A 26686-nucleotide genomic window follows, 5' to 3' on the forward strand; every position below is an offset into this window, starting at 1 on the left:
CTCAGCCATGCAAGTGCTTTCCCCGGCAAAGGCGTCGCCGTTGAGAACATAACATTCTTGTTCTCAAGGCGCGCCAGGCAGTCAAAGGATGCGGTTGGACTCAAACATTAATGTCCTTCTTCTTCCACTGTCAAATTGTTCTTGACCGACGTAACTCCAGGAACACTCTCAGCAGCTTTCCCTGCGAGATCTATCTGCGCCTGATCTGGAACCATTCCTACAAGCGTAATCTTGCCGCTACGAGCGATGGCGTGAAGATCAGTCGTCTCCAAGCCCTTTTGCTTGTACAACGCCGTCTGAACTCGCTTCGCCAACTCCCTATTTGCTGCTCTAATCGACGAACGAGAGGGCGCTGTTGCTGAAGTTGCCGCAGTCGTCTCTTGTGCATTAACAATGGGCACGATCGCAACAATGGCGCTGACGGCGATCGCTGTGGCAACGTAGGTCTTCATGGATTTCATCTCTTCTCCTTCAGGTGGGTAGCAAAACTGGGTGGGAGAGACTCGAAAAGATCGCTGGTCAATCAAAGTGCGGCGAAAAATGCGCACCCCGACGTTGATGACCAGCGGCCACGACGTTCGGCAATCGAATTGTAGACTTTTCCTCGTCGGATGCGCACTTCAAGCGCGTCGAGAACCGCTGGAGAGTCCTTGCCGGACCTTCGACTAGTGGGTCAGGGCCAACCCTTTGTGTGAATGAGGGTAAGGGAACCCGATGACTCGTCGTTCGGCGTGCCTAGGCGAACGGTCGCTGTCCAATTGGAAGCCGCCGTTGACTTCGGACTGACTCGAAGGGCTGTTGAGGGTCGACTACTGACGCTGGCTTCGGGCGGAAGCGCCCGTTCGATGCCCGTCATGGGTGGGGCCGCACCGATATGTGCAAGGGCCGAATTTCCGGTCCCAGTCAAAAACGGCGGCCGTCCAATCGCAGTGTAGTATTCCACCATGTCCACGTTATTGCTCGGCCTCGACGGCGCGCAGATTTAACGCATCCGTGACGAGGACGGCAAGCGGGTTAAAAGGCCTGGAAACAGCGCCAGCGAAACGTATATTGGCGTCGGCCGTGACAAGGGCATTGATCATGTCAAGCGAGTGGATGCGCCGCATCAAGCTATTTGTCCAGCGTTTCTGGCAGCCGACAAGCGCATGCATGACCTGCATGCCGGGCAGCTGGGGCAATATCATGAGCCTTGTCCACTGGACGATTGCATTCCGGACCGGTCTGCTCACCGGACTCCTGGCCGTACTTCTGACTTTCACGCCTGCGGCGAAACTCTACGGCCATCGCTACGGCAATGCGCTTGTCGTCGGCTTCCTGACAACGTTAGGCGACGCCTACTCGCACGAGAGTCACTACCGGATCCCCTATGTCGAGCACGTCCTGACGGGGGCTATTTCAGGTCTCTTGACGCTGGCTGCCTCATATCTCTTCGAAGACCGCGCGCGTCGCGTTCGGGAGGCATGGGCGCGGGTTTTCGGATAGCCTGTCCGTTGACTTTCTGAACCGTCCTGATCGAACCGAAAGAGGCTTGCTGGCTTGGTTACGCATCATTGCTGGTGAGCTTGCGCGTGGACAACGGCAATTCGGAGCCGTTACGCGCCCCAGCGTCAGGGTGCGGCCAGTATCAGCCCTTCGTGGAGACAACCTAGGTGGCTGGTATTCGGTGCTCAACGGACATTGACGCACGCGCAGCGTGCGTCTGTGATGCGTCGCGTTGAGCCGGCCACAGCGATAAATGCGTCTGCGGGCCTAGTCCATCAGAGTTGGCGCCGCCGTTCAGGCCTGCGCCTGAAAAACCAGATTGAACGGCGTCTGCGTTGCGCGCCTGAAGCGGGTGAAGCCGCCCGCGGTCACCACCTCCCTGAGCCGTGCTTCGCCGGCTTGAGCACCCAACGCCCTTCTGCCCTCCTGCGACAATGATGCTCCCGTGCAGATCATCGTGGACGCCGAATAAAACACGCGCCCGACAGGATTCAGATTGTCTTCCAGTCGGTCGTGCGCGAATGGCTCGACGATCATCCACGAACCATCTGGTTTTAGTGAGTGCAAGACGTGTGCAGCAGCGCCCGTCGGGTCGCCCATGTCATGAAGGCAATCGAAGAACGCGACGAGGTCGTAGCCGCTTCCGGGGTATTGCTGTGCGCTGGCCATTTCGAACTTGACGCGATCGCCGAGGTCCGCTTCACGGGCCAACTCTCGCGCTCTCTGGATGGACGGCTCATGATAGTCAAAGCCGACGAATGTCGCATCTGGATAGGCCTGCGCCAGCAGAATCGTGGATGCGCCGTGGCCGCAGCCAACGTCGGCGACTTTCGCGCCATGTCCCTTGAGAATCGCTTCGACACCGTCGAGCGCGGGAATCCACTCGTCGATCAGATGCGCGGCGTAGCCCGGACGAAAGAACCGCTCGGTGCCCTTGAACAGCGACGGATGATGTTGATGCCATCCGACTCCGAGGCCCGTACGGAAGGCTGCTTCGAGTTTAGGCAAGCTCCGAAACATCGCTTCAGCACAGTCGCAGAAGCCCGGGATGAAAGTCGGGCTTGTCTCGTCGGCAAAGCACATCGCCATTTCGTTTTCGAGCCGGTATTGGGTGGTCGCCGCGTCGTAGCTGACGAAGCCCGACGCGGCCTGCGCAGCCAGCCATTCGCGGACATATCGTTCGGCAAGACCCGCGCGTTCGGCGAGCTGTTCCGACGTCATCCAGCCCTGTTCGGTCATCGCCTTGTACAGACCAAGCCGGTCGCCCAGTGCGATGAGCGGCGCGGACGCTACCGCGCCGAACTCGCCGACCATGCGCGCCATGAAGTCCTGCACCTTCTGTTCGTCGTATTGCATGTGTCACCTCCTTGACGAAGGTAGGATTGATCTGACGAAATGAGCCGCCGTTCGATGCCGACTTCGCCTATGCAAAGTATAGGGAGAGGAAACGCAGGTTAAAGGCAAAATGCAGAATCGAGGCTCAAGCATTGAGTTCGATGGCAGCCAGCAGATGACCTGTATTGGTAACCTACCGGCCGTTGGCGTTCGTCGCCCGAAAGGCCGTTGAGGGTCGCAAGTACGCATCCGCTTGCGGTGAGACCGGTCATTCGCGTCCGCCGACATGCGAATGACAGGAAAGCGATTCGTAGCCGCCTGACCAACGCCGATACTCGAATGACGGCAACTTGCCGACTTATTGTCCGTGAGTACATCCATCGAGCAACTGCTCGAAATCTGATACCTGCCGTTGCACCGCTCACGGATCGATCGGCGGCAATCGGTCGCCATGGGACATTGACGACGGAGTCGAAGTACGACGCAGTGCGCTGGTGGCTTGGCGGTCGACATATCGCAACCCCGTTGCACGAGACTCCGATGGCAAACGGACGACTAGGTCTTCGTCTGTATCCGCTTTAGAACATCCAGCATTGCAGATGAGATATCGGTGTGATGATGGACGATCTTCCAGCTATCCGTCTCTCGGCGATAGATGTTTGTGACGCGATGATCTAACGTAACCTGGTGTCCGGCAAAGCGGGCCTGCCCGCGCTCCGAACCGATTTCGTAGGCCATAGCGCCTGTAACCTGAATCATCTGATCATCCAGCCTTATCCGCCCCTCCGAGGCGATCTGGGCCACTTGCTGAAACGAGTCTCGAACTTCGTCCCAACCTACGTGCCGTCCACCAACCGGATGCATGGCCGTTACGACGGCGTCATGCGACCAGATCTCTGACATCGCACTTGCGTCTCCGTTGGCCATGTCGTTCAGCGCAGCGTAGAACTGGTGGGATGCAGTACGTACTTCGTCTTCTGTGGACATGAATCATTCTCCTTGAGTGAACGACCGGGCGCTCTTGATCCAACATACACCATTGGCCATCGCGTGCCGATCAATTTCCATAGCCGTTGAGGCCCCTGCGGAACGAGTCTCGGGCCTGGAAATCGCGGGGATGAAGAGCACCAGGCGTTGAGGGCCGTAATCGAGGGGGCCATTCCGTGATGAACCGGTCGGCCAAAGGTGGGGCAAGCCCGAGCCCGCACTATTGGGGCGAAGGCGTTCTCATTCACCCACCGTATCAAGGTGTTTGCGGATGGCACGACTTGGGTGGCTGAACCACCTCCAGCCGGCTCCGGTCTGATCGGACGGGTGCCGGCGTACGCGCAGTGATGAGCGTCGGCCCATTGTGCAGAACGGCTGGGGTCGGCAAATCAGGGAAATCCGTCCCTAGTCAACGGTCGACCGCGTGCGTTCTTCGGCCATGAAGCGTCATTCACCCGTCGCGTCGCTTGGACGTTCATCTGTCGGCTCCGCCCAGTAAACGGCCCTTATCCGGAATGAGCAACGGCAAACAAATCGGAAGGTGCGAAACCCAACAGATAATCTATGCCACGCGGAGCCAAATCTCCATTGAATTACGATCGTCGGGTAACAGCGGCAGATGCCGAGGACGGCGGGCCGCTTTGGATCGACACACGCGCAACTGAACGAGCGGTCTGTAGCACCTCGCTGAATGCGCCATATATAAATAAGAGCAAGGGGACAAAAATGCGCACAGGCCGCAAAACCAGCACAAGGGTCTCGTCGTTATCGGCGACCGCTTTTCTCTCAGACGCAATCGCGCGGCACATCGTCAAACATGGGACGCGCCCGCTGCGCATGGAAATCTCGCCTGAAACAAGAGCGGACGTGCTGCGGGAATCCGACACGACGCCGATCAGCCTCGTGGGGTTTCATCAAGACGGCAGTCGAAAGGAGACGTTTGACGGCGTGCCCCTCACGGTCGTCGCTGGAGCGACGCCCAAACTGGTCTGCCAGACCGGCTTCATAGAAGATATGTGATCCACAGCCGAACAAGGCAGAATGACTCGTTCGAGAGAGCATGAAGCAAAATAACGGTGCGACGGCGTTCCTCCTTCGCTTCGTCTGACTCGACAAATAATTGACGGTATAGCTTGCCAAGCCCTGTCGCGTCGCATCCAGTCCTGTCGTTATCGGAGCACACTCGTCTCGGCGATGCTGCCGCGTATTTCAGGAGCGAAGGTATTCGGCATTGCCTGATCGTTGACGATCAGGGACGCTCGCTCGGCATCCTGACCCAGACCGACCTCGTCATGAGTCAAGGCGCCGAGTTCTTCCTGCGGATGAGGTCCATTGAATCCGTAGAGGTTTCGATGCCTGTGGTGGTAAGTCAAGATCTATACGTGAATGAGGCAATGCGACTCATGCAAACGCAGCGCCTGAGTGCGATCGTTGTCAAATATCCGGAGGGCGTACACGGCATTCTGACCGAGCGCGACATCGTTCGCCTTGTAGCCAGCGGTGCGCTGCTCGGGACGGTGGGTACCTCTGCAAGCCGTCCACTTCGCTCGCTGCGGCAGTCGCAGAGTCTTTACGCCGCGCGGCAGTACCTGGTTGAGCACCGTATGCGACATGTCGGCGTGCTCGACAACCAGGATTCGCTTATTGGCGTGCTGGGTCTGGCGGACATTCTGAACGACATCGAATATGAATACGTTCACGAGTTGAAAACCGCACTGCGCGAGCGCGACGATGCGCTGTTCGAATCGCGCTACAACTTGCGGGTGGCCGACCGGGTGGTCGAATCGTCGCTGGACGGCGTGATGGTCACCGATCTGCGGGGGAACATCGAGAGAGTCAATCCCGCATTCACGAGGCTAACAGGCTACACGAAGTTGGAGGCAGTTGGCCGAAATGCCAGATTGCTGAGTTCTGGACGCCAGTCGCCTGCTTTTTATCGTGAGTTCTGGAAATGCCTGCGCGAAAAAGGGCATTGGAAAGGCGAGATATGGAATCGCAAGAAAAGCGGCGAACTTTACCTGGAATACCTTTCGATCTCCGGGATATGTGATCAGGACGGACAATGTTCCCACTACGCAGCGATCTTCTCGGACATAACCGGGCGCCGGCTAGCTGAAGAGCGTCTTAGCTATCTTGCCACCCATGACGCGCTCACGGGGTTGCCCAACCGAACATTGTTCAGCGAGCGTCTAAACCACGCAATGGCCAGAGCGCAGCACACATCAAAACGGGTCGCGGTCATGTTCCTCGATCTCGACCGCTTCAAGCTGATCAACGACACCCGTCGCGGAAGAGTCCGCGTTGATCGTACCGATCGGCGGATGGGTCCTGCGCGAAGCTTGTCGCCAGGCGCGCGCATGGCTCGATGACGGATTCGACTTCGGTTGGATCGCCATTAACCTGTCAGGAAAGCAATGCCGGCACGACGGTTTTCTGCATGAGCTGGCAAGCGTCTTGAGTGAAACCGGATTGCCTGCCGGACGCCTTCAATTCGAACTTGTTGAGAGCATGGCCATGACCGGCCATGAAGAAACAGGAGCGTTGCTGCGAGAGCTGGCGGGGCGCGGCATCAGTCTGGCGATTGATGATTTTGGCACTGGATACTCTGCGTTCGCGTATTTGCAGACGCTCCCCGTGGATACGCTCAAGATTGATCGATCGTTCCTGGCCCAGATAGGGCCAGGAACGATCGATGGAGCGATCGTGCGAGCGATCGTCGCGATGGCGAAGGCCCTCGGCATCACTGTTGTGGCCGAAGGGGTCGAGCAGGAGTCGCAGATGCAATTCCTGCGCGAAATCGGGTGCGACCGGGCACAAGGTTACCTGTTGGCGCGGCCGGCCCCGGCGCACCAGATGCAACGAACAGCACTCGGCGTTCGATGCGGCCTTCATGTCGAGCATCAATACCAGTTTCGGAAAACGAACGAAACCTAGCAACCGCAACTGGACAGGCTTAAGACATGCGCGAAAATCTACCAGTCACTGACGAAGAATATGTGTTGTCTGAGCGGGACGTCATCATCATTGACTGCTGGATTGACGCAGCCACGGACTGTTACACCGATCTGCGCGGGCTGGCAGACATTCTGAATGAGGTTGAGCACGTGGACTCCGGTCTCTGCTGTCAGGCGCTCGGACAGGACTTGCGCTCACGACAACGTCGAAGGTTGTTGTAGGGAAAGAAAACTATAATAGGCGCGCCTTGTTCACTTTCGGATCGCCCGCATGATGTGTCCCTCTCATGCCACGCAAGAGCATTGGGCGTCCTGACCTTCTGGCATCAGACCCCTTCACCGCTCGATCCGATCCACCCTATTCGACCATGCATACTCCGTTCCGCCTTTCCTCCGCGGCTTTCGTGCTTGCGCTTGCGAGCACACTGTCTGCGTGCTCGACGCCGAAGCCGCTTTACCAGCAAGAACAGTTCGACGCAGGCGACAGCCCCTATACGCACAAGTTTGCAGCGAAGACGGAGCCCGCTTGCGAAGCCGCCCGCCGTGCGTTGCTCAGCCAAGGGTATATCGCCAGTTCGGCAAGGTCTGATTCGGTCGATGGCTCGAAAAATTTCCAGCCTACCAGCGATTCGCACGCGGTGATCGAAATCCATGTGGTCTGCACAACTGACGACCCCAAAAGCAACAGCAGCACCGCGTACGTGAACGCGGTGCAGGATCGCTATGCGCTGAAGAAGAGCAACACGTCGGCGAGCGTCGGCCTGAGCGTGTTTGGATCGCTGTCGCTGCCGATCGGCTCGAGCGATGACTCGATGGTGAAGGTTGCGAGCGAGACGATTCCCGCCGGCGTTTTTTATCAGCGTTTCTTCGCGCTAGTTGAGCATTACCTGAAGGCCGACTCCGCCCAGCCGGCCCCCGTTGACGCCGCTACGGCGCCGAAGGAAACGCTGCCGTCGATTAACGACGCCGTGCCGCCGATCGGGGCAGCCCAGACAGGCAATGATTCGGAGAAGGCGACGAGCACCAAGTAAGCGTCGCCGTTATCGCGCTACGAGACCTCCGGAAAATCCGCGCCCACGGTCGTCTCTTCCCATGCGTCGAAGTCCTTGCGCAGCAGATCGAGCTTCTTGCGCGCCAGTTCGAGCGCGGTCTTGCCGAGCAGCAGACGCAACGGCGGCTGGTCCGATAGTGCGGCGTCGATAATCGCCTGCGCGGCCCGCACCGGGTCGCCCGCCTGGTTGCCGCTGCGCGCGGCGGTCTGCTTGCGGCGCTCGCCGGCGGTGGCGGCGTAGTCGTCGATCTGCGTCGCCGATTGCTTGATCGAGGGGCCCGCCCAGTTGGTGCGGAACGGCCCCGGCTCGACGATGAGCACGTCGATGCCGAGCGGCTTGACCTCGGTGGCGAGCGATTCGGAGATGCCTTCCACCGCGTATTTGGTGCCGTGATAGTAGCCGGTCGCCGCAAAACTGGTGAGGCCGCCAATCGACGAAACGTTGACGATCAGGCCGCTGCGTAGCTTGCGCATCACCGGCAGTACGGCCTTGGTCATGTCGACGAGGCCGAACACGTTGGCCTCGAACATGTCGCGCACTGCTTCGTCTTCGCCTTCCTCGATAGCGGCGAGATAACCGTAGCCGGCGTTATTGACGAGCACGTCGACGCGTCCGAAGCGCTGCTGCACCGCTTTGACGGCCTCGTCGATCTGCGCGCGCTGGGTGACATCGAGCGGCAGCACGAGTGCCCGCTCAGCGTGACCCTCGGCAATGTCCGCCACTTTCGCTGGGTCCCGTGCGGTAACGACTGCGCGCCAGCCGCGTGCCAGCACCAGTTTCGCCAGCTCGCGGCCAAAGCCTGTGGAACAGCCGGTGATCAGCCAGACGGGGTTGTCTCGATTCATCATTTGGGAAAACTCCTGTTCATGTTGCAACGGCAAAGGGAGTGGATGTGCAAGGCGGAATTCGCATCCGCGATGAGCGCCATAGCAACGGCTGCGAATAGGCTGCCCAGCCGGTTCTCCGGTCAACCCTGACTGCATGTGCGAGGGGCCGGAAGCGGCGCCTGCTGCGGGGGCGTCGAGTCGCTGACCGCGCGAGAAAGCGGCGGCTCGATGGAGTGGACGGCAACGGCAGTCGGGAGATTGTCGCTGATCTGGCGATAGCGCGTAAAAACCCTCACGCGTTCCGGGGAATGTGAAAGGTAGTGTACTAACGACCCGAATCGGCCATACGGCGGCTGAGATTGCTCGCCCACTAGCCGCCATTCGCAGCATCACCGGGACAGCGCAGCCACGAAGGCAAGCATGTTGAAATAGATCGCTGGACGACGTTGACGAGGCTGGCATGCGCGGCCACCATAGCGCATGGTCGCCAATGCCCGACCAACCGGAGAACTCGTTGGAGTGGCTTGGGCCGCTCTGGAATGGATGGTCAAGGGCGCCATCAAGAGCTTTCAAGGGGTATCATGACTGAGCGCGACAAGGTGTTTGCGGGCTCGATTCCGAAGTTCTACGACACGCTGATGGTCCCTCTGATCTTCGAGGCCTATGCCGCCGACCTGGCGGAGCTTGTCGCAGCCTCCTCGCCCGGTTCGGTGCTTGAAACGGCGGCCGGCAGCGGCGTGGTCACTCGGGCGCTTGCGCCAAAACTCTGCGCTGGCGCGCGCTACGTGGTGACCGACCTCAACCAGCCCATGCTCGACTATGCCGCCACCAGGCATGGGTCCGATAGTCGTATCGAATGGAGGCAGGCGGACGCGCTCGACTTGCCGTTCGAAGATGCCTCATTCGACGTCGTTTGCTGCCAGTTCGGCGCGATGTTTTTTCCCAACCGGGTCGTCGGCTACGCCGAGGCGCGTCGCATGCTGAGGCCAGGCGGGCGCTTTGTCTTCAATGTCTGGGACCGCATCGAAGAGAACGCCTTTGCCGACGACGTCACCAACGCCCTCGCCACGGTGTTTCCGCACGACCCTCCGAGATTCCTCGCCCGCACGCCGCACGGCTATCACGATATCGCACTGATCCGAGAGGAGTTGAGCCGCGCAGGGTTCGCCGACATCGAGATCGAGACACGCGAGAAGGAAAGTTGCGCGACCTCGGCACGCGACGCCGCCACCGCCTATTGCCTAGGAACGCCGCTGCGCAACGAAATCGAAGCGCGCGACGCCAGCTTGCTTCAGCTGGCTACGGACCGAGCGACGGAGGCGATTGCCAACCGCCATGGCGAAGGCCCGGTGGCCGGCAAAATTCAGGCGCATGTGATCGTGGCGGCAGGATAGTCGAGTTTCGGCGCAAGGCTGTTGCGAGCCCGATCGGCATTTACGACAAGCGCAGGCATCTGAGGCACCGTGCGCATCTGCCCGTGTACACCAGAAAGCAGCCCGCCAAGACGAAATACCCCGAGCTTTTGTTCTCGGGGATGCTGCCGACGCACGTGCTTCATCGCGGCGGTGGTCGTGTGAAAAGTGCCTATTTCCGGGCCGAACATTGATTCGCTCCGCCATTAGCGATACCTTTACATCTAGCCGGATCGTCGAATTCTGGTCAACGGGAGAACTGTTCGTGAAGAGAGCGTGGGCTTTCTCCTGCATCGTCGCTTTGAGTGCGATCCTTGGCGGATGTGGCAAGGAGGGATCGCAAAACGTCACTGAGGCATCGGGCGCATCCGCGAGCCAGGCGCCGGTTCAGCCAGCTCGGGGCGCGAGCGATACACCCATCGCATCAGGCGCGCGAGAGACGGGCGTGCTGGGCGCCGTCACGAAGACACAGTTGCCGGGGGAAGCAGCCGAAACACTGCGGCTGATCAAAGCGGGGGGCCCATTCCCTTTTGGGGAGGACGGCGTATTGTTCCGTAACAGTGCGCTTTTGCTGCCGAAGCATCCGCGCGGCTACTACCACGCATACACGGTTCGCACGCCTGGCATGACGGATCGCGGGCAGCGCCGGATCGTATGTGGTGGACCGCGCAGGCAGACCGGCGACTGCTATTACACCGACGATTACTACGCCAGTTTTAAGCGCATTGCAGAATAAAGTCGGACCCTGATCCGTCATTGAGGTGACGACGTCGGTTCGACCTTATAAACTTCCTTGCCGGGCGACGCCGGCCTTTACAAGGGCCGGCGCGCTTCACAGGATCAAATCGAACCGGCGTACTTCAGTGCCCAGGTGAACGTACGATTACTTCCCGCGTTGAGTGCGAAGGGGCGCGTCGTACAGGCGAAGTTCGAATGCAACTGCCCGATCGGAGTGGTCGACAACGGATTGGTCACCCCGGCCGCCATTTCGAAGTTAGACAGGACGCAACTGTCGAAGCCCGTGGTGCCATAGCTGGTGGCATTACTATTGGCGTACTTCACCGAGAAACCATCGCCATTCCCGGTGGTGTTCTGGAAAGCTGCAAAAGACGTGAAATCCGTCTCGACCGCGATGTTGCCGGTCAACGTTCCAGAACTCAGCGTATCGGTTCGCGTCAGTGTGCCTTGACCAAACGTTAGAACCGTGTGGACCTGCAGGTCGATATCCGTGGCATAGGTGGCATTCTTAACGGCCTGCCGGAATTTGGTCGTGTCGAAAGAGACGACCACCTGGCCGTTGTTTTCCTGAACATTCAGGTTCTTATAATACGTGACCGGAATGTAGGTTTTCCCGTTATAGGAAACTTGCGGAATCAGCAACGCATAGCCCAGATCCGTTGTGCCATAAATCAGGTTGTCGGAGAACGGGGTCGGGTAATAGGGCGCGTACGAATTGTAGTCGGGTGCCTGGCTCAGGTTGAGATTGATGACGCGCTTGCCGTCGCGTACCGTAATGAGCGCTGCGCTGTAAGGGTGAGCCGTATCGGTAGGCAAGTTGTACCAGGTGAGCGTGTAATGCGGTCTTGCGTCCAGCCAGGCTTGCAGTTCGGAATCAGACATGGGCGCCTTGCCGCCAAAACCGAGTTTGTTCCACCAGGCATTCACGTACATGTATTGGTGTAAAAGGCTGAAATTCTCACCCATGACTCGAGGTTTGCCGCGATACGCATCGGTTCCGCGCCCTTTGACCCACATATTCACCGACGGCGTGGGCAGCGTCGGGTCGTACCAGAAAGTGTCAAAGCGGTAAGCCGCCTTATAGATAAACGAATAGGCCACCTGCATTTCCTGGGCGGACAATACGCCTGCATTTGCCGCAGCAGTCAGGATTTCCATAAAGGCTGAGTCCCCGTATGGCCCGATGGACCTGCCATAGTTGAAACCCTGGCCGTTTGCGTTGAGCTGGGGAAGAATGAGATCGACTGACTTGCGCAGATAGGATTTCAATTCGGGCGTCAGATTGGCCTCATTGCCCATTTCGAACGTTCGCTCAACAACTTCGCCAATGAGCAACGTGCTGTATCGATCGAAGCGTGCCTGATCATAATAGGTCGTATGGGTATTCGAGGCCTCGTCGGAAAAACCGCCGGACGAGTCTTTTCTAATGTGATTCGTGAGCGTGTACAGAAGCGCGTCCCGCGCGCCCATCGATGCCACAGCCGGGTCGGTGGCGGAAAAGAAAATCGGATTGCTCCATCCGAGTTTCTGTCTCAGCCCTGCAATACCGTAAGAGACGGCATAGTAATTCTGCGCGGTATTGAGCGATGCAACGTCGATCGCACCTGTGGCGGGGCACGTATTCTTCGTGCCGCTCGCATCCGCGCCGAACATATCGCAGAAAGTCAGTCGATTTTGCAGCGTAGCCAGCATTGCGTCACTGAAAACCTCGTTGAGCATGCCGTGCGCTTTGAAATTATTGAGCGCAACGAGGTAGTAGTACTCGCCCCAGGATGTATTCGCGTACGTGTAGTTGGCGCCGCTCGTCTGCGTCATCATTGCGGTCGTTATCTTTTGATATGTCGCGAGGTAATCCGCGTATTTCGGATCCCCTTTCGCTTTCATATCGATCAATATGTACGACAGCCCGAGCGCCAGTTTGCCTGGCAGGAATTTATCGCCCGTATTGGTATTGAGCACGTGCACTGGACTGCCGTCGCCAAGGTCCATCACTACTTGCGTGAAATCAGGTGCCTTCTTGATGAGGTCAAAGAGCGCTCTCATCTGTCCCATCATGGTGATGGACACGCCTGCTCCTGACGGGACGCTCGTATCCGTCGCTCCATAGACAATTCCGTGCAGAGAAACTGTGGACGAAGAAGAAACTGGATTTTTCGGACCATCATCCAGGCCACCTCCGCAGGCACTGACGAGAAGGAACGTCAGTGTACTGACCGCAAAACCAATGGATGATTTTCTTGACGAATGCATTTTTGTCTCCTGATTGTAAGTGGATCGATGCTGAAACTGGCAACTTCACAAGCGTGTCCGGCGGTTCGTTAGGCACTGGCTCGACGGAAGTCAGTAAAAACCCTAGGAAAAATCCGCTCGCTGTCGTTTCAATCTGTTCGCGCCGACACGACCGACCCGTGCCCTGCCAGTCCGCCTGATCTCCGCCAACGCCGCGCCGTCTCGACCTGCCCGAGGCTGCTACGCATGGTCACGAAAACGATTAACTAATCTTCTGGGCTAGATGGTCCCATCACTGGATCACAGTGCGCAAGACTAGGTAAACTATGGACTAGCTAAAGCATCACAAAACTTCTATTCTAGAAAAACGTTTTCCTAACTGGACGTGCTCGTGACGTAACACTCCTGCCGTGGCGCGCGTTGCGACCCTCGGCGCACCCACCTTCAATGACACATAGCGCGACGCGACGAGCGCCGCCGCGCAACGGAGACTCACATGCAAACCGCCGTCATCGGACTCGCCCGCACCGCCGCCAGCCGTTACCGCTGGACGGTCTGCGCGCTGCTTTTCTTCGCCACCGTAATCAACTACATGGACCGCCAGATTCTCGGTCTGCTCGCGCCGCTTCTGCAGCACGACATCGGCTGGACCCAGGTGCAGTACGGCCGCATCGTGATCGCCTTCTCGGCGTTCTATGCGGTTGGCCTTCTGTGCTTCGGCCGTATCGTCGACTGGCTGGGCACGCGCATTTCGTACGCGCTCGCCATGCTGATTTGGAGCCTGGCAGCGGTGTTGCATGCGGCGGTCGGCTCGGTGACCGGCTTCGCAATGGTGCGTGCGCTGCTCGGCATCGGCGAGGGCGGCAACTTCCCGGCCGCCATCAAGACGACTGCCGAATGGTTCCCGCGCCGCGAACGTGCGCTTGCAACCGGCATCTTCAACTCTGGCGCGAATGTCGGCGCGGTGTTCGCGCCCGCAATCATCCCGCCGCTCGCGCTGGCGTTCGGCTGGCGTGCGGCGTTCGTGATCATCGGGGCGGTGGGCCTCGTCTGGTTGGCCGTATGGTTCGCGCTCTACCGGTCTGCCGACCCGAGCTCCGTGGAGGAAGCGCAGGACGAAGTCGAAGCGCTCGATGCCGCCAACGTGAACGCCCGCGCGCCGGGCTGGGGCGTGCTGATCAGAAAGCGCCAGACGTGGGCGTTCCTGATCGGTAAGTTCCTGACCGATCCGGTGTGGTGGTTCTATCTGTTCTGGCTGCCGAAGTGGCTTAACGAGTCGCGCGGCATGGACATGCAGCACATCGGTCTGCCGCTCGTCTGCATCTATGCAATGACGACCGTCGGCAGCATCGGCGGCGGCTGGCTCTCTTCGGCGCTCCTGCGCGCCGGATGGAGCGTGAACGCCGCGCGCAAGACAGCGATGCTGATCTGCGCGTGCTGCGTGCTGCCGATCGCATTCGTCTCACAAATCGACAACCTCTGGGGTGCCGTCGCGATCGTCGGACTGGCGGCGGCAGCGCATCAGGGCTGGTCCGCGAACCTCTTCACCACCGCGTCCGATCTCTTCCCGAAGCGCGCGCTGGGCGCAGTGGTCGGCATCGGCGGGATGGCGGGCTCGATCGGAGCGGTGCTGTTCTCGGAGGTGATCGGTCAGGTCCTGCAACGCACCGGCCACTACTGGGTGCTGTTCGCGATAGGCGCGCTTGCCTACCTCGTCGCCCTCGCCGTCATGCAGATGCTGACGCCGCGCATGGCGCCCGCGAAGCTCGACGCGTGAAAGCACGAGGCGCGTCAGCCGCGGGCCGCCGTCGATTCACGGACGATGAGCTTCGGCTCGAACATCGAATGCCCAGCCTCCGCATGGCCCGCGAGCGCGTCGATGAGCTTTTGCATCGCGAGCTCGCCCATCTTCTCGCTCTGGATATCGACGGTGGTGAGCGCGGGCGCTGCGTACTCGCCGTACGGGACGTTGTCGACACCGGTTACCGACAGCTCGTGCGGCACCTTGATGCCGAGCGACGCCGCCTCTTTCATGAAGCCGAGCGCGATCAGGTCGTTATAGCAGATCACCGCCTGCGGCCTGCGCGGACCGAGCATCACGCGCGAGCACGCGTCCTCGCCTGCATGCGCGGTCGGCGCGTGAGCGTCGTACACGTCGAGCGTGAGGCCGGCTTCCTCGAGACACTCGCGCGCACCGCGAATGCGCTCGTCATTGATGCGAGCCTGCCCGAAACCGAGGTAGGCGATGTGACGATGTCCAAGGTTTAGCAGATGCCGCGCGAGCATGTAGGTTGCGAGCCGGTTGTCGATGCCGACGCTCGGGATCGGCAGCGCATCGCTACGTCTCAACAGCACGACTGGCTTGTCGAGATCGAGCAACCACTGCGCCTCCTCGTCGGGTATCCGCGAGCTGACGATCAGGCCGTCAACGCGCTGCGCGAGCGCTTCGATCAGCGGGCGCTCACGCGCCTGGTTTTCGTCGGTGTCGACGAGCAGCAGCGTGTAGTCGTGCCGCAGCGCGACGCGGTTGGCGCCTTTCACGACGCTCGTGAAGTGCGGATTGCTGATGTCAAGAATGGTCAGCCCGATGGTGCGGGAGCGGCCGGTGATCATCGATCGCGCAAGCGGATTCGAGCGGTAGCCGAGTTCCTCGATCGCCGCCTTCAGGCGCGCCTCGACCGGTGCGGAGAAGCGCTGCGCACCGTTCATGTACTTGGACACCGTGGCGACTGACACGCCGGCCGCTGCGGCGACGTCGCGAATAGTTGGGGAAAGTTTTTTCATGCAAAAGGTAACGTTTTCTCTTTTGTTTACCGATTGTCGCAGAAAGCGCGATCAGGCAGGCGAATGCCATTTGTTGTAATCGCTGCCTGATAGCGGCGTATCCGGCAATCGACGCTGTATCTCCTCCATCGTTCTCGTTTAGAAAACGTTTTCTGAAGATCATTTCCCAGGAGTTTTTTATGAGCCAAACAGTCACAGCTTCGTTCAAGCCCTTCCGGCGCCTGCTTCTGACCGGCGCCGCCGGCAACCTGGGCCGCCAACTGCGCGGCGCGCTCGCCAATTGGGCCGAAGTCGTGCGCGTGAGCGACATCGCGAAACTCGGCGAACCTGCGCCGCACGAGGAAACGAGCATCGTCGATCTGGCGGACCGGCCGGCGGTGATGCAACTCGTCGAGGGCGTCGATGCGATCGTGCATCTCGGCGGCATCTCTGTCGATGCCCCGTTCGAGGATCTGCTCGGCGCGAACATCGCCGGCACATACAACCTGTACGAGGCGGCGCGCAAGCACGGCGTGAAGCGCGTCGTGTTCGCGAGCTCCAATCATGTGATCGGTTTTCATCCGGTCACCGAGGTGCTCGACACCGACGCGCCGCAGCGCCCGGACAGCCTCTACGGCGTGACGAAGTGCTTCGGCGAGGCACTCTCGCGCTATTACTACGATCGTTTCGGCATCGAGACGGTGTGCCTGCGAATCGGCTCGTCGTTCGAAGAGCCGAAGAACCCGCGCATGCTCGTCACGTATCTGAGCTATCGCGACTTCATCGAACTTGTGCGGTGCTCGCTGTTCACGAACCGCGTCGGGCACGTGGTCGTGTACGGCGCGTCGAACAATCCGGTCAAGTGGTGGGACAACACGAAAGCCGGCTTCCTCGGCTTCAACCCGCGCGACAGCGCTGCGCAGTTCGCGGAACGTTTCCCCGCGACCGCACCGAGCGACTCGCACGACGATCCCGCACAACGCTTTCAGGGCGGGCCATTCGTGCTTGGCCAGCCGATGGAGGCAAAGCAGTGAGGCAACGCTCGCACGTACCTGACGAGCTTGACACAGGAATCAGGTTATCGCGCGTAAAGGAAGCCGGCATGGATTCACCCGATCGCCCGCAGTTCGCCCTGCGCTCCTCTCGAGACCACGACCCATTTGCCGGCCAAGGGGCAATATGGGGGCTTGGTCCAATATCGGCGTTCGCGGTTGTGATCTATGATCTCCGTTAGGTAGGCAATACGCCGGGGTATCGCCGCGCGCATCGCACGCCGCAATCATCTGTTCGCGCTTTGTCGATGACTTGTGTTAGCGAGTCTTAGACGGAAGCTGAACCGGCCGGTAGTTCGACGGGCGGAGCGATAGTACTAACTCTATTCCGCTCAGACGAGGAGACGACAATGATGACGATGGCGTTAGGCCTACGGTTAGCGTCGGCAGCTGTGTTGGCGATCGGCCTCGCCGGGTGCGGGGGCGGTGGCGATTCGACCAGTACGGATGCCGGCGCATTGCGAGCATCGACACAGGCGAAGGCGTTAGCCGCCACCGGGAGCCCCACCGCAGACGGTGGATCGGTCGCGTCCACGATCGTAAAACTTCAGCGCTATCGGATCGACCCGACGAAGGTCTTCGTCGCGGGTATTTCCTCTGGCGGTTTCGCGGCAGTGCAGATGCACGTTGCCCACTCTTCGACCTTCAAAGGGGCCGCTGTCTACGCTGGCGGGGTGTACTGGTGTGCCGGCGCAGGAGGAGCCGCGACGGCTTTGGCAAACTGTGGCGGCCTGACGCTTCCGACGAATCAGGCGTCGGACAACAGCACGCTTACGGCATCCGAGGTGTATCTGGACACGCAATCGTCCCTCGGCACCATCGACCCGGCGACGAATCTGCGTGGACAGCCCGTCTACCTCTGGTCCGGCACGCAGGACCAGGTCGTCAATCCGCTCGAGATGGCCGACCTCGACTCGGAATACCAGCGTTATGGGGCCAATGTTCACTTCGACAATACGTATCCCGCCGAGCACGGCTGGGAATCGCCTGACGGCGAACTTGCATGCGGCACGCTCGGGAGCCCCTACATGGTGCGCTGCTTGGCGAATGGCGCAGTCTACGATTCAGTAAAAACGTGGCTGACGATGTTCCTCGGCCCATTGACACCGCGCAACGACGGGAAGCTGTCGGGTACGCTGTCTGCATTCGATCAAACGGAGTTCGGGGCGTCGCCAAACCTTTCGATGAGTTCAACTGGGAGCGTTTTTGTTCCCAAAGCCTGCGTGCAAGGGAACAAGTGCGGACTCGTGCTCGCCCTCCATGGCTGTCTGCAGGAGGCGTCGCTTATCGGAAACCGCTGGGTCACCGAGGCCGGCATCAATGAATGGGCCGACACGAACAAACTGGTGGTCGTGTATCCCGACACGATTGCGTCGTCTGCGCCAGGGCCGACGAACCCGAATGCATGCTTCGACTGGTGGGGCTACTCCAATCAATACGACCCGAACTACGCACTCAAGAGCGGCTTGCAGATGTCGGTGCTCTACGCGATGGTGCAGCGCGTGACTGGCCGACCGTAGGGCCGTCGTGGCAGGTTTCGGGGCATTCCATTCCCTCCGGCCACTGTATCGTCAACCGCGATCGCTTAATGGCCGATCACTGCCCATGCCACGCCTCACGTCGAAGTCACGGTACCGCCGAGGATGCTCACCGGAGTCCTCGCGTTCCGCTGTCCCTGGCCCCGAAATTATTGATCTATACATCGATAAGTGTTACTGAGGTTACCGCAGACCGTGATCGACCCGCAGCAGACCTTCGGGTTCGCGAGGCATCAATGGCGGCTTGCGGGGCGCTTCGTTCCATCCGTCTTCGCAGCAAGGATGCTTCATGTCGACCGATCGACTGGGACAAATGCCGATTCATGATGAGTGGCATCACCTCCAGTGAAGTCTGCAGCAGAACTTCACCGAGTACGTCGCAGGGGGATCGCCGCTCTACGCTGGGTGAACGATTATGCCGCCAGCCGCGTTCGCGTTTCCCGTCGGTGTTTGGGCGCAATGCGCAATCAAACATGTTGTGCGCCTTTGGGAGCAGCCCGTCCTACCCCACTTCACGGCTGACATATGACCGGGTGATTCTGCGGTGCACAGGCAGCAGTAAAGGCGTTGAGACCATCGAAAGCGCGACGACGAGTGTAACAAGGGACGATTGGCGCTGCTCGATGACATGTGCCGCCATTGAAGCCGCCATCACCACAAAGGCGAATTCGCCCCCTTGTGACAGCAGAATGGCGAAATAGCCAAAGTTGCGAAGCGGGTACGTCGAACTTGTCTGCCAGCAACCACTGCGCGATCGTCTTGATGCCGACTACGGCCACGACAAGTACTGCGACACGAAGAGGCTCCCGCATTAATACGCCGAAATCGATTGACATTCCCACTGCAATGAAAAATAAACCGAGCAACAAGCCTTTGAAGGGAGCCATGTCGGTTTCGACCTGGTGGCGATAGTCCGAATCTGCGAGAAGTAGACCGGCGACAAAGGCGCCCAACGACATTGACAGATGGACGCCCTGCATGAGCAACGAGATACCGACGATCCAGAGCAATGCGAAAGCGGTGAAAATCTCCGGTACTCCAATGCTTGTGATCACACGCAGCACAACGTGCAACAGATAGCGGCCAACAAGTCCCACCGCACCAAGCATGGCAAGCGCTTTCAAGGCTACAAGCCATCCCGGTTCCGCTGCGGGTGTGATCACCGACGGTCCCAGCAACGGCAGCAACGCAATCAGAGGGATAGCTGCCATGTCCTGGAACAGGAGGATGCCGAACCCGGCACGGCCGGTTGGCATGTCCATCAACTTGCGCTCCTGAAGTTCGGACATAACCATTTCGCCCACAGCTCGTCGATCCGCATTTCCAATCCGATCACGAACATCATCAGCACGATGCCCAACTCGGAAAAATGGAGGATCGCGTCGACGTCGGTCACCAGCTTCAATACCCATGGCCCAATGAAAATGCCTGCCACCAGATAGCCGAGAACGGCACCGAAGCCAAGGCGTACTGATAGCGGTACGGCAATCAGTGCCGAAGCAAGAAAGATCACCACGTCTATCAGCAACTTTGTCATCCTGACTCCCTGAAATGACCTACGACATATCTGCAAGCCATGCGTAGTAGCCGATCACGAGCCCTGGGCTCACGAGAAAAGACAGTCTGCCCTTGATCAAGATTGCCGTTGCGAGCGCTCGGCCATGAGGTGACTCCTACAGATGACGTGCCCTATAATCAGCGCCTTTGCCTTCACCACGGTGGAAGCCGGCAACGCACAGCCGCTTAGCGCCCCATCCGCCTGTCATAGCTGCGCGAAATGCGATCGAGCAGTGCGGGATCGCGCGCGTTCTTCGAATCGAACCGCACGACGACACTGCCATCGGCTTGCGGACGCACGCTCGTCATCACGACATCGCCGGCGAGTGCGCCGATGATCGTGCCGCTGGCAAGATCCTGCCCGGTAATCGACAGACCCTTGTCTCGCATCGCGTCCCACCGCGGCCGCGAAGGACCGGTCAAAGCCGGCAGGTGCGGCGATGACGGTGCCGGGAGGTACTTCATAGTATGCACATCCCGTCAGAGGCGATATCTCCAACCCTAACTGGTCGAAATTGCGCGCCTCTTCTCCCACCTCCACTTGCACCGCCCTGCCTTTGCCGTCTTAAAGCGTCACGGTACGGGTGTCTGGTTCCATCGCGACGATGGTGGCCGTGACCTTCGCGGTTCCCACGACCGTGGCGCTACCTGGCGCGCTGGTGACATCCACTGAGGTTTGAGGCTGGGCAAGTCCGGGGCAGCCTGCCATCAGCGCAACCATCGCAACCATGACGTGATTCGCTTTCCTTTCCGCCCTGCTGGCGACCGCACAGTAGACCACCGTACTGAGTCAGTTCTACCCGAAAGTACTGGGGAACACGGCAATGGCGCCGGTCCGGTGAACTCAGCACAGGGCATCTCACACACCCGCTCAACGCCTCGGAAAGTGGATCAAAACCAGTCTACGCACTGCCTGCCAAGGAAGGTATTGGACCTTGGTCCCATACGTCGCGCCCGCCTGGCTGGGCTATCCTTCATTTGGAACGGCAGTGCCGCACACTCCGGATCGCGACTCTTTCGATCACAACCATCCGACAAATGCAATCCGATCGTCCTACTCATGAAGGTGGACAGGCTGCCGTCGGGGCGACGCGATGGTTGCGTTGGCTGCCAGGCCTGGCGATGCTCAAGACGTATCGGGGTAGCTGGCTACCCAACGATCTGGCTGCCGGACTGGTGCTCACCACGATGCTGGTACCCGTCGGTATCGCATATGCCGAGGCGTCAGGCGTTCCAGGCGTCTATGGCCTCTACGCGACGATCGTTCCGTTGCTGGCGTATGCCGTCTTTGGTCCCAGCCGGATTCTGGTGCTCGGTCCGGACTCCGCACTCGCCGCGCCAATTCTTGCCGTCGTCATCGCTACCGCGGGCAGCGACCCCTCGCGCGCGATAGCGACGGCCAGCATGATGGCGATCGTCTCCGGGCTGTTCTGCGTCGTGATGGGACTTCTGCGGCTCGGCTTCATCACAGAACTGCTCTCCAAGCCCATCCGGTACGGCTACATGAACGGCATTGCGCTGACCGTCCTGATCAGCCAGTTGCCGAAACTTTTTGCCATCTCGTTTGATGATCGGGGACCGCTGCGCGATCTGCTGGCGCTTGGAACGGCCATCGGTGCGGGCAAAGCCAACTGGTACAGCTTCGCCGTCGGCGCGGGAAGCCTTGTGCTGATTTTGTTCCTCAAGCGCTTCGAAAAAGTGCCGGGCATCCTGATCGCCGTCGTTCTCGCGACGCTAAGCGTCATCGCATTCGGGTTGGACAGCGTCGGCGTCAAGGTACTCGGCAAGATCCCGCAAGGCCTTCCATCGTTCGCATTACCATGGGTCGGTGACGCCGATCTCGTCAAGATTCTGCTTGGCGGCTGCGCGGTCGCGCTGATCTCGTTTGCGGATACCAGCGTGTTGTCACGAACCTTCGCTGCGCGTTTTCATATGCGCGTGGACCCAAACCAGGAGATGGTCGGCTTGGGGGCGGCCAATCTGGCCGCCGGTTTTTTTCAGGGTTTTCCGATCAGCAGCAGTTCTTCGCGCACACCCGTGGCCGAAGCAGCGGGCGCCAGAACGCAGGTGACGGGCGTGGTCGGCGCGGTGGCGGTAGCGGTGCTCCTGATCGCCGCACCGAATCTGATGCGGTATCTGCCCAATAGCGCACTGGCCGCCGTCGTCATTGCCGCCGCCCTCGGCCTGTTCGAATTTACGGATCTCAGGCGCATCTATCGAATCCAGCAATGGGAGTTCTGGCTCTCCGTTGTCTGCTTCGCAGGCGTCGCCGTTTTCGGTGCGATTCCCGGTATCTGCATTGCAATCGTGATCGCGGTCATCGAGTTTCTCTGGGACGGTTGGCGTCCCCATTACGCCATTCTCGGGCGTGTGGAAGATCTGCGCGGCTACCATGACATCAAGCGCTATCCACATGCCACGCGGATTCCGGGGCTGCTGCTGTTTCGCTGGGATGCGCCGTTGTTCTTTGCAAATGCCGAGCTTTTCCAGGAATGCCTGCTGAAAGCCGTCGATGAGTCATCGACGCCCGTGCGCAGGATCGTAGTGGCCGCTGAACCCGTAACCAGTATCGACGTGACCTCAGCGGACATGTTACGGGAACTGATTCGAATACTGGGCGGGCGCGATATCGCATTGCACTTCGCCGAAATGAAAGACCCGGTGCGCGACAAGCTCAGACGTTTCGAAATGTTGGACATCGTCGGCGATGAGCGATTTCATCCTACCGTGGGCAGTGCAGTCGACGACTACATCGACCAGCACTGAGCGCGATCGTAGGGAGACAGCAAACATGGACTGGAATCGCTGGTACAGCTTAAAGAGCTACCTAAAATCTTCGCTGTGGGCTGTGCCGCTCATCGCAGTCGCGATCTATGCCGTGGTAAAACCTCTGACTGAAATGCTGGGAAGGTGGATGATCAGGCAAGCGATCCTTGATCCGAAAACCGGTTTTCTTGGGCTGTCCATGACTGGGGCGCGGTCGTTGCTTGGTGACATCGTTTCCGCAGACCTGACGTTTCTGGTGTTTACGTTCGGTTCGCTGCTCGTCGCAATCCAGGTCGCTGGCGGCCAGTACACCCCGCGGATCATCGCGACGACACTGCTGCGCGACAACATCATCCGTGGCATCTCGGGATTGTTCGTTTTCACAATGCTGTTCGCCAATAGAACGCTGGGCTGGATGGGTGAGAATGAGGTACAGCAGCTTCAAGTGTTCATTGCAGCGCTATTCGGATTCACTTCCGTCGTCGCGTTCCTTTTCCTGATTGACTACGCCGCGAAATCTCTGCGTCCCGTAAGCCTCGTAGCAGGCGTTGGGAAGCACGGGATGGCGGTCATAGAGAGCGTGTATCCCGCTCCGACTAAGGGTGCAAGTACCTCGCCGGAACGTGACAAGGAGCGAGGCGTACCTGATCGCATTGTTCGTCACCGCGGCAAATCTGGCATCGTTCTGGCCGTGAATCTGGAAAGGCTGGTGGCCAAGGCGCGGCGCACTAACTCAATCATCGAATTTGTACCGCAAGTGGGTGATTTCGTCGCGGTGGACGAACCCTTGTTTTATTTGTACGGGAACTCTGGCGCAATCGATGAGCGCAGGCTCCGCACCCTGGTCGCTTTCGGGACGGAACGCACGATGGAGCAGGACCCTATGTTCGCGTTTCGGATCCTGGTCGATATTGCGCTGAAAGCGCTGTCGGCGGCGATCAACGATCCGACCACGGCCGTGCTTGCAGTCGATCAGGTGCACCGACTCTTGCGTGTGGTGGGCAAACGGTCTCTGCACATCGAAGAGATTGTGGATGGGTCAGGGCGGGTGCGGGTGATCTTGCGGACGCCCAATTGGGAAGACTTCGTGCATATCAGTTTTCGCGAAATACGACAGTACGGCGCGGGCAGCATTCAGATCGCGCGACGTCTACGCGCGGCCATAGAGAATCTCGTCCAGAGCCTTCCGGAACATCGTCATGACGCGTTGTGCGTCGAGCTGGCACTGCTCGATCGCGCGATCGCCTCGACGCACCTTTTTCCCGAGGACCAGGCGTTGGCCCGCATCCCCGACTCGCAAGGGCTCGGAGGTTCGGCAGCAAACGACTAGCCCTTTCGGAGGCAAACCGTGGACAAACTCATAATGGGGATTGTCGAATTCCGCGAGAAAATGCTGCCGCAATACGCGCAGCAGTTCAGCAGACTGGCGCTCGCGCAGACGCCCGATGCGCTCTTCATCACCTGCTCGGACAGCCGGGTTGTGCCGGACCTGCTTGCCTCCACCCATCCGGGCGATCTGTTCGCCGGCACCGACAATCGTGAGCGCAGCGTTAAGCGCAATCCGCCCCCTCTCAACCGCGATGACCAGCCGTTCCTCCCCATGATGCAGCAGCATCAGAATGCCCTGGACATACTGCTGGGTCAGTCCTGTCTTTTCTGCGATCACCTTCAGCGTGTATCCCTGCTCCTGCAATTGCCGGATGCCGGCGAGGAGTTCGAGTGGTCGGCACTGACGACGGGCTATGTTCTCGGCGAGACTCATGATGAATGCATCTTCGTCGCTGACATTCACAACCATCGCGGGGATGGTCGTTTCGCCGAGTGAACGGAAAGCCTTCAGACGCCCTTCGCCGCACACGAGCAGATACTTCTCGACGCCATCGGCAGTGGCGCGCGGCGTGACCTTGATGGGCTTTTTCAGGCCGATCGCCCTGATGTTGCCAACGATTTCGTTGAAGACGCGGTTATTACGTTCGCGCGGATTGATGACCTCGATCTTGTCGACCGGAATCATCCGGACCTCGCCCGTTTGTTGCTGCTGGTTCATGCCACCCTCCGAAGGCGGGCGCGCTCGGCCATGCCGTAGAGATATTCCAGCGTGTCGAACCGGTAACTCTCAAACTCGATCGTATTCTGGTCGGCGAGGCTGATGCGCGGCTGGCCGAAATCCAGGCGCGGCAGGAGGTAATAGTCGAGCGCCGCGGAATTCGCGTGATCGAGCCGAACGGCTACCGTAATGTCCGGCAGCAGGCTCGCATCAAACCGGACCTTCCAGTGATGCCGGCCATTGTCGTGCGTCTGGCAACGGGCGAGTACCAGACAAGCCGTAAATTCGTTGTTGACCGTCAGGAGATCAGTAGCTGAATCACGCAACACTGCGCCACCGAGATCGGCGATCTTCTTCTCCGTCTGCATAATGATTTCTGGGTGCAACTGCCGGAGGAAGCGGTTGGTCTCGAGATAGCGGTAGTCGCGGCCGGGCGTGAAGCCCACGGTCTGGTATGCGCGGATCAGGCTGCCGAACCTGTACATGTAAACGGAGCTTGATGGCATGCCATCAGTCTCGTCGATAACCAGGCCAGACAAGAAACCACGATTGCGGTACAGGTTGCGCAGACGCTCAATGAGTTCCTCATTCGAATAGCGTCGGGCGCGCGCCCGCATGATGCCCTGTGCTGTGTAAAACGCCTCACTTGGTACGATAGACTGGAATGCACCTTCCTTTCGGATCCACATGTCCGGTGTATTCACGACGCGCATTTTCTTGAGTTTGAACGACACGCGGTTATAGACGTTGTTGCCGATGTATTTCTCGTTGGTCAGTACCTCCCGTACAGTCGCTCGTGTCCATTCCCGATCGAGATTTGTGCGAACGCGCATGCCATTCAACCGGGCTGCAATCTCGTATTCATTTAACGACCCGTCGATAAACCAGTTGTAGATGAGATTGACAATCCGGGTTTCGCTCTCGGGCCCCGGCATCAGGATGACGCGATCGGTCTGCAGGCTCTTGTGCTCGCCTCGCTGAAGTTCTCCTTTCATGATCCCGTGCTGATCAATGAGCACCCGGCGCAGACCGAAGCCGGCCGGTCCACCCTGCCGGAAGCCGAGCTCGATCAGCCGGCACTGGCCAGCAAACACCTTGGCCGACAATTCCCGGCTGTACTCGCCGGCCATCGCCCGCTTGACTCCTTTTACGATGGTGGACACCGGCGAGCCGTCGTTTTCGAACTGTTCGGCGCAGTAGGCAACCTGGATGCCGCCACGCCGGCAGACATACTCGTAGTACGCACTTTCATCCGCGTCCTGGAATCTCCCCCAGCGACTCACGTCATAGACGAGGATCACCTGAAAATCCGCACGGCCGCTTTCAACGACTTTGATCAGCTGCTGAAGCGCCTGCCGCCCGTCGATACGCAGACCGCTTTTACCCTCGTCAGCATAGGTGCGAACGATCTCGAGACCTCGCCGCCCGGCGTACTCACGGATCCTGTCGCGCTGGTTTTCGGTTGAGTATTGCTGATGCTCGGTCGACATCCGAACGTATTCGGCCGCCCGCACCGAGGGGGCCTGCGCGACGACGGCATCGCCTGTGTGATCGAGTGACACGGTCCTGCTCCAGCCAGCGTCGAACCCCCGCTCACTAGACCTCCGCCTGCGGCGGGACGCCGGACGATGGAGGTTTGACCTGTTACGCCGGTGCACGTTAAGTGCTGCGGCGTTCGATTGATAGCGGGTACAAAGCAAAGGTAGCAGGCCCGGCGCGGAAGTCGATCACGTCATCTCTTTGCAATCACGTATCACACTACGAAATGGGGCATCGAAGGTTTCCTTGCAAAACATTACTCAGGCGTCAATAACCGCTGACACGGGCCATTCCATTTGTCGCGCAACGCCTCGCCGTAGATGCCAAGAATCAACCCAACTGTTTGTTTCGGACTGTTTTGTTTTCTGAAGTCGCCCCATGTTACGTTCTAGCGGCCGTTCAGCATTT

At 59.4% G+C, this 26686-nt stretch carries 22 protein-coding genes and 3 pseudogenes; 13 read left to right on the forward strand and 12 right to left on the reverse strand.

All coding sequences use genetic code 11. The features are described from left to right. Nucleotides 1-107: 107 nt before the first annotated feature. On the reverse strand, nt 108-461 hold the full coding sequence (locus SB772_RS37850; RefSeq protein WP_410838220.1) for a BON domain-containing protein: 354 nt from the start codon (nt 459-461) through the stop codon (nt 108-110). 492 nt (nt 462-953) lie between these two features. After that, on the reverse strand, nt 954-1178 hold the full coding sequence (locus tag SB772_RS37855) for a hypothetical protein (protein ID WP_410838248.1): 225 nt from the start codon (nt 1176-1178) through the stop codon (nt 954-956). Here SB772_RS37855 and SB772_RS37860 point away from each other — a divergent pair. Then, nucleotides 1081-1482: a hypothetical protein gene (locus SB772_RS37860; RefSeq protein ID WP_410838221.1), complete on the forward strand. Its 402-nt coding sequence runs from the start codon at nt 1081-1083 to the stop codon at nt 1480-1482. The genes SB772_RS37855 and SB772_RS37860 overlap by 98 nt on opposite strands. Nucleotides 1483-1776: 294 nt before the next feature. Here SB772_RS37860 and SB772_RS37865 read toward each other — a convergent pair whose 3' ends face one another. Further along, nucleotides 1777-2838: a class I SAM-dependent methyltransferase gene (locus SB772_RS37865; protein ID WP_410838222.1), complete on the reverse strand. Its 1062-nt coding sequence runs from the start codon at nt 2836-2838 to the stop codon at nt 1777-1779. A gap of 534 nt (nt 2839-3372) precedes the next feature. Continuing rightward, complete coding sequence (locus SB772_RS37870) at nt 3373-3804, reverse strand: YybH family protein (RefSeq protein WP_410838223.1); 432 nt, start codon at nt 3802-3804, stop codon at nt 3373-3375. Between the two features lie 588 nt (nt 3805-4392). Between SB772_RS37870 and SB772_RS37875 the strand changes: the two genes are divergently transcribed. The 4 genes from SB772_RS37875 (at nt 4393) to SB772_RS37890 (ending at nt 7789) form a co-directional block, all read left to right on the forward strand. Beyond that, nucleotides 4393-4824 carry a hypothetical protein gene (locus tag SB772_RS37875; RefSeq protein WP_410838224.1) on the forward strand — a complete coding sequence of 144 codons (432 nt, stop codon included), beginning with the start codon at nt 4393-4395 and terminating at the stop codon, nt 4822-4824. A gap of 113 nt (nt 4825-4937) precedes the next feature. Continuing rightward, nucleotides 4938-6173 (forward strand): CBS domain-containing protein, encoded by a 1236-nt coding sequence (locus tag SB772_RS37880; RefSeq protein WP_410838225.1) that lies wholly within the window; start codon nt 4938-4940, stop codon nt 6171-6173. Further along, nucleotides 6106-6738 (forward strand): EAL domain-containing protein, encoded by a 633-nt coding sequence (locus SB772_RS37885; RefSeq protein WP_410838226.1) that lies wholly within the window; start codon nt 6106-6108, stop codon nt 6736-6738. Before SB772_RS37880 ends, SB772_RS37885 begins: the two co-directional genes overlap by 68 nt. Nucleotides 6739-7126: 388 nt before the next feature. Then, complete coding sequence (locus tag SB772_RS37890) at nt 7127-7789, forward strand: DUF2242 domain-containing protein (protein WP_410838227.1); 663 nt, start codon at nt 7127-7129, stop codon at nt 7787-7789. 17 nt (nt 7790-7806) lie between these two features. Here the strand turns inward: SB772_RS37890 and SB772_RS37895 are convergent, their stop codons facing one another. After that, entirely contained in the window at nt 7807-8658 is an 852-nt protein-coding gene (locus SB772_RS37895) for an oxidoreductase (RefSeq protein ID WP_410838228.1), read from the reverse strand. 560 nt (nt 8659-9218) lie between these two features. On the opposite strand from SB772_RS37895, the gene SB772_RS37900 reads away from it, so the two are divergent. Further along, on the forward strand, nt 9219-10031 hold the full coding sequence (locus SB772_RS37900) for a class I SAM-dependent methyltransferase (RefSeq protein ID WP_410838229.1): 813 nt from the start codon (nt 9219-9221) through the stop codon (nt 10029-10031). Here SB772_RS37900 and SB772_RS37905 read toward each other — a convergent pair. Further along, the gene (locus SB772_RS37905) at nt 10001-10240 is read right to left on the reverse strand and encodes a hypothetical protein (protein ID WP_410838230.1); all 240 of its coding nucleotides are present in this window, start codon (nt 10238-10240) and stop codon (nt 10001-10003) included. The genes SB772_RS37900 and SB772_RS37905 overlap by 31 nt on opposite strands. Nucleotides 10241-10314: 74 nt before the next feature. On the opposite strand from SB772_RS37905, the gene SB772_RS37910 reads away from it, so the two are divergent. Then, entirely contained in the window at nt 10315-10785 is a 471-nt protein-coding gene (locus SB772_RS37910) for a ribonuclease (protein WP_410838247.1), read from the forward strand. A gap of 104 nt (nt 10786-10889) precedes the next feature. Here the strand turns inward: SB772_RS37910 and SB772_RS37915 are convergent, their stop codons facing one another. Further along, nucleotides 10890-13037, reverse strand: a complete 2148-nt coding sequence (locus tag SB772_RS37915) for a hypothetical protein (protein WP_410838231.1) — start codon at nt 13035-13037, stop codon at nt 10890-10892. 475 nt (nt 13038-13512) lie between these two features. On the opposite strand from SB772_RS37915, the gene SB772_RS37920 reads away from it, so the two are divergent. Next, nucleotides 13513-14793, forward strand: coding sequence for an MFS transporter (locus SB772_RS37920; RefSeq protein WP_410838232.1), 1281 nt, complete (start codon nt 13513-13515; stop codon nt 14791-14793). Nucleotides 14794-14807: 14 nt separating this feature from the next. Here SB772_RS37920 and SB772_RS37925 read toward each other — a convergent pair whose 3' ends face one another. Then, complete coding sequence (locus tag SB772_RS37925) at nt 14808-15800, reverse strand: LacI family DNA-binding transcriptional regulator (protein ID WP_410838233.1); 993 nt, start codon at nt 15798-15800, stop codon at nt 14808-14810. 179 nt (nt 15801-15979) lie between these two features. Between SB772_RS37925 and SB772_RS37930 the strand changes: the two genes are divergently transcribed. Further along, nucleotides 15980-16813, forward strand: a complete 834-nt coding sequence (locus SB772_RS37930; RefSeq protein ID WP_410838234.1) for an NAD-dependent epimerase/dehydratase family protein — start codon at nt 15980-15982, stop codon at nt 16811-16813. Between the two features lie 368 nt (nt 16814-17181). After that, nucleotides 17182-18351, forward strand: a complete 1170-nt coding sequence (locus SB772_RS37935; protein WP_410838235.1) for a prolyl oligopeptidase family serine peptidase — start codon at nt 17182-17184, stop codon at nt 18349-18351. 530 nt (nt 18352-18881) lie between these two features. Here SB772_RS37935 and SB772_RS37940 read toward each other — a convergent pair. Together SB772_RS37940 and SB772_RS37945 are read right to left on the reverse strand one after the other, a co-directional pair. Continuing rightward, nucleotides 18882-19906, reverse strand: a pseudogene (locus tag SB772_RS37940) (cation:proton antiporter). A gap of 206 nt (nt 19907-20112) precedes the next feature. Then, nucleotides 20113-20391, reverse strand: a complete 279-nt coding sequence (locus tag SB772_RS37945) for a hypothetical protein (protein WP_410838236.1) — start codon at nt 20389-20391, stop codon at nt 20113-20115. 573 nt (nt 20392-20964) lie between these two features. On the opposite strand from SB772_RS37945, the gene SB772_RS37950 reads away from it, so the two are divergent. The 3 genes and pseudogenes from SB772_RS37950 to SB772_RS37960 form a co-directional block, all read left to right on the forward strand. Continuing rightward, nucleotides 20965-22692 (forward strand): SulP family inorganic anion transporter, encoded by a 1728-nt coding sequence (locus tag SB772_RS37950; RefSeq protein WP_410838237.1) that lies wholly within the window; start codon nt 20965-20967, stop codon nt 22690-22692. A gap of 25 nt (nt 22693-22717) precedes the next feature. Further along, the gene (locus SB772_RS37955) at nt 22718-24022 is read left to right on the forward strand and encodes a DUF2254 domain-containing protein (protein ID WP_410838238.1); all 1305 of its coding nucleotides are present in this window, start codon (nt 22718-22720) and stop codon (nt 24020-24022) included. 60 nt (nt 24023-24082) lie between these two features. Continuing rightward, nucleotides 24083-24181: pseudogene (locus SB772_RS37960) on the forward strand (carbonic anhydrase); the annotation flags it as partial. Between the two features lie 29 nt (nt 24182-24210). Here SB772_RS37960 and SB772_RS37965 read toward each other — a convergent pair. Both SB772_RS37965 and SB772_RS37970 read right to left on the reverse strand, forming a co-directional pair. Further along, a pseudogene (locus SB772_RS37965) lies at nt 24211-24739 on the reverse strand (ParB/RepB/Spo0J family partition protein); the annotation flags it as partial. Beyond that, a complete protein-coding gene (locus tag SB772_RS37970) occupies nt 24736-26301 on the reverse strand; it encodes a recombinase family protein (protein WP_410838239.1) in 1566 nt (521 codons plus the stop codon). The pseudogene SB772_RS37965 and the gene SB772_RS37970, both read right to left, overlap by 4 nt. Between the last annotated feature and the right edge of the window lie 385 nt (nt 26302-26686).

It is taken from the genome of Paraburkholderia sp. SIMBA_030, from assembly GCF_046535245.1.
Taxonomy (GTDB): Bacteria; Pseudomonadota; Gammaproteobacteria; order Burkholderiales; family Burkholderiaceae; genus Paraburkholderia.

Bases quoted from the DNA above. Each gene is read 5' to 3' on its own strand.
- SB772_RS37850 (WP_410838220.1), bottom strand. From the start codon at position 461: ATGAAATCCATGAAGACCTACGTTGCCACAGCGATCGCCGTCAGCGCC.
- SB772_RS37860 (WP_410838221.1), top strand. From the start codon at position 1,081: ATGTCAAGCGAGTGGATGCGCCGCATCAAGCTATTTGTCCAGCGTTTC.
- SB772_RS37865 (WP_410838222.1), bottom strand. From the start codon at position 2,838: ATGCAATACGACGAACAGAAGGTGCAGGACTTCATGGCGCGCATGGTC.
- SB772_RS37870 (WP_410838223.1), bottom strand. From the start codon at position 3,804: ATGTCCACAGAAGACGAAGTACGTACTGCATCCCACCAGTTCTACGCT.
- SB772_RS37890 (WP_410838227.1), top strand. From the start codon at position 7,127: ATGCATACTCCGTTCCGCCTTTCCTCCGCGGCTTTCGTGCTTGCGCTT.
- SB772_RS37895 (WP_410838228.1), bottom strand. From the start codon at position 8,658: ATGATGAATCGAGACAACCCCGTCTGGCTGATCACCGGCTGTTCCACA.
- SB772_RS37900 (WP_410838229.1), top strand. From the start codon at position 9,219: ATGACTGAGCGCGACAAGGTGTTTGCGGGCTCGATTCCGAAGTTCTAC.
- SB772_RS37905 (WP_410838230.1), bottom strand. From the start codon at position 10,240: ATGTTCGGCCCGGAAATAGGCACTTTTCACACGACCACCGCCGCGATG.
- SB772_RS37915 (WP_410838231.1), bottom strand. From the start codon at position 13,037: ATGCATTCGTCAAGAAAATCATCCATTGGTTTTGCGGTCAGTACACTG.
- SB772_RS37920 (WP_410838232.1), top strand. From the start codon at position 13,513: ATGCAAACCGCCGTCATCGGACTCGCCCGCACCGCCGCCAGCCGTTAC.
- SB772_RS37925 (WP_410838233.1), bottom strand. From the start codon at position 15,800: ATGAAAAAACTTTCCCCAACTATTCGCGACGTCGCCGCAGCGGCCGGC.
- SB772_RS37930 (WP_410838234.1), top strand. From the start codon at position 15,980: ATGAGCCAAACAGTCACAGCTTCGTTCAAGCCCTTCCGGCGCCTGCTT.
- SB772_RS37935 (WP_410838235.1), top strand. From the start codon at position 17,182: ATGATGACGATGGCGTTAGGCCTACGGTTAGCGTCGGCAGCTGTGTTG.
- SB772_RS37945 (WP_410838236.1), bottom strand. From the start codon at position 20,391: ATGAAGTACCTCCCGGCACCGTCATCGCCGCACCTGCCGGCTTTGACC.
- SB772_RS37950 (WP_410838237.1), top strand. From the start codon at position 20,965: ATGCAATCCGATCGTCCTACTCATGAAGGTGGACAGGCTGCCGTCGGG.
- SB772_RS37955 (WP_410838238.1), top strand. From the start codon at position 22,718: ATGGACTGGAATCGCTGGTACAGCTTAAAGAGCTACCTAAAATCTTCG.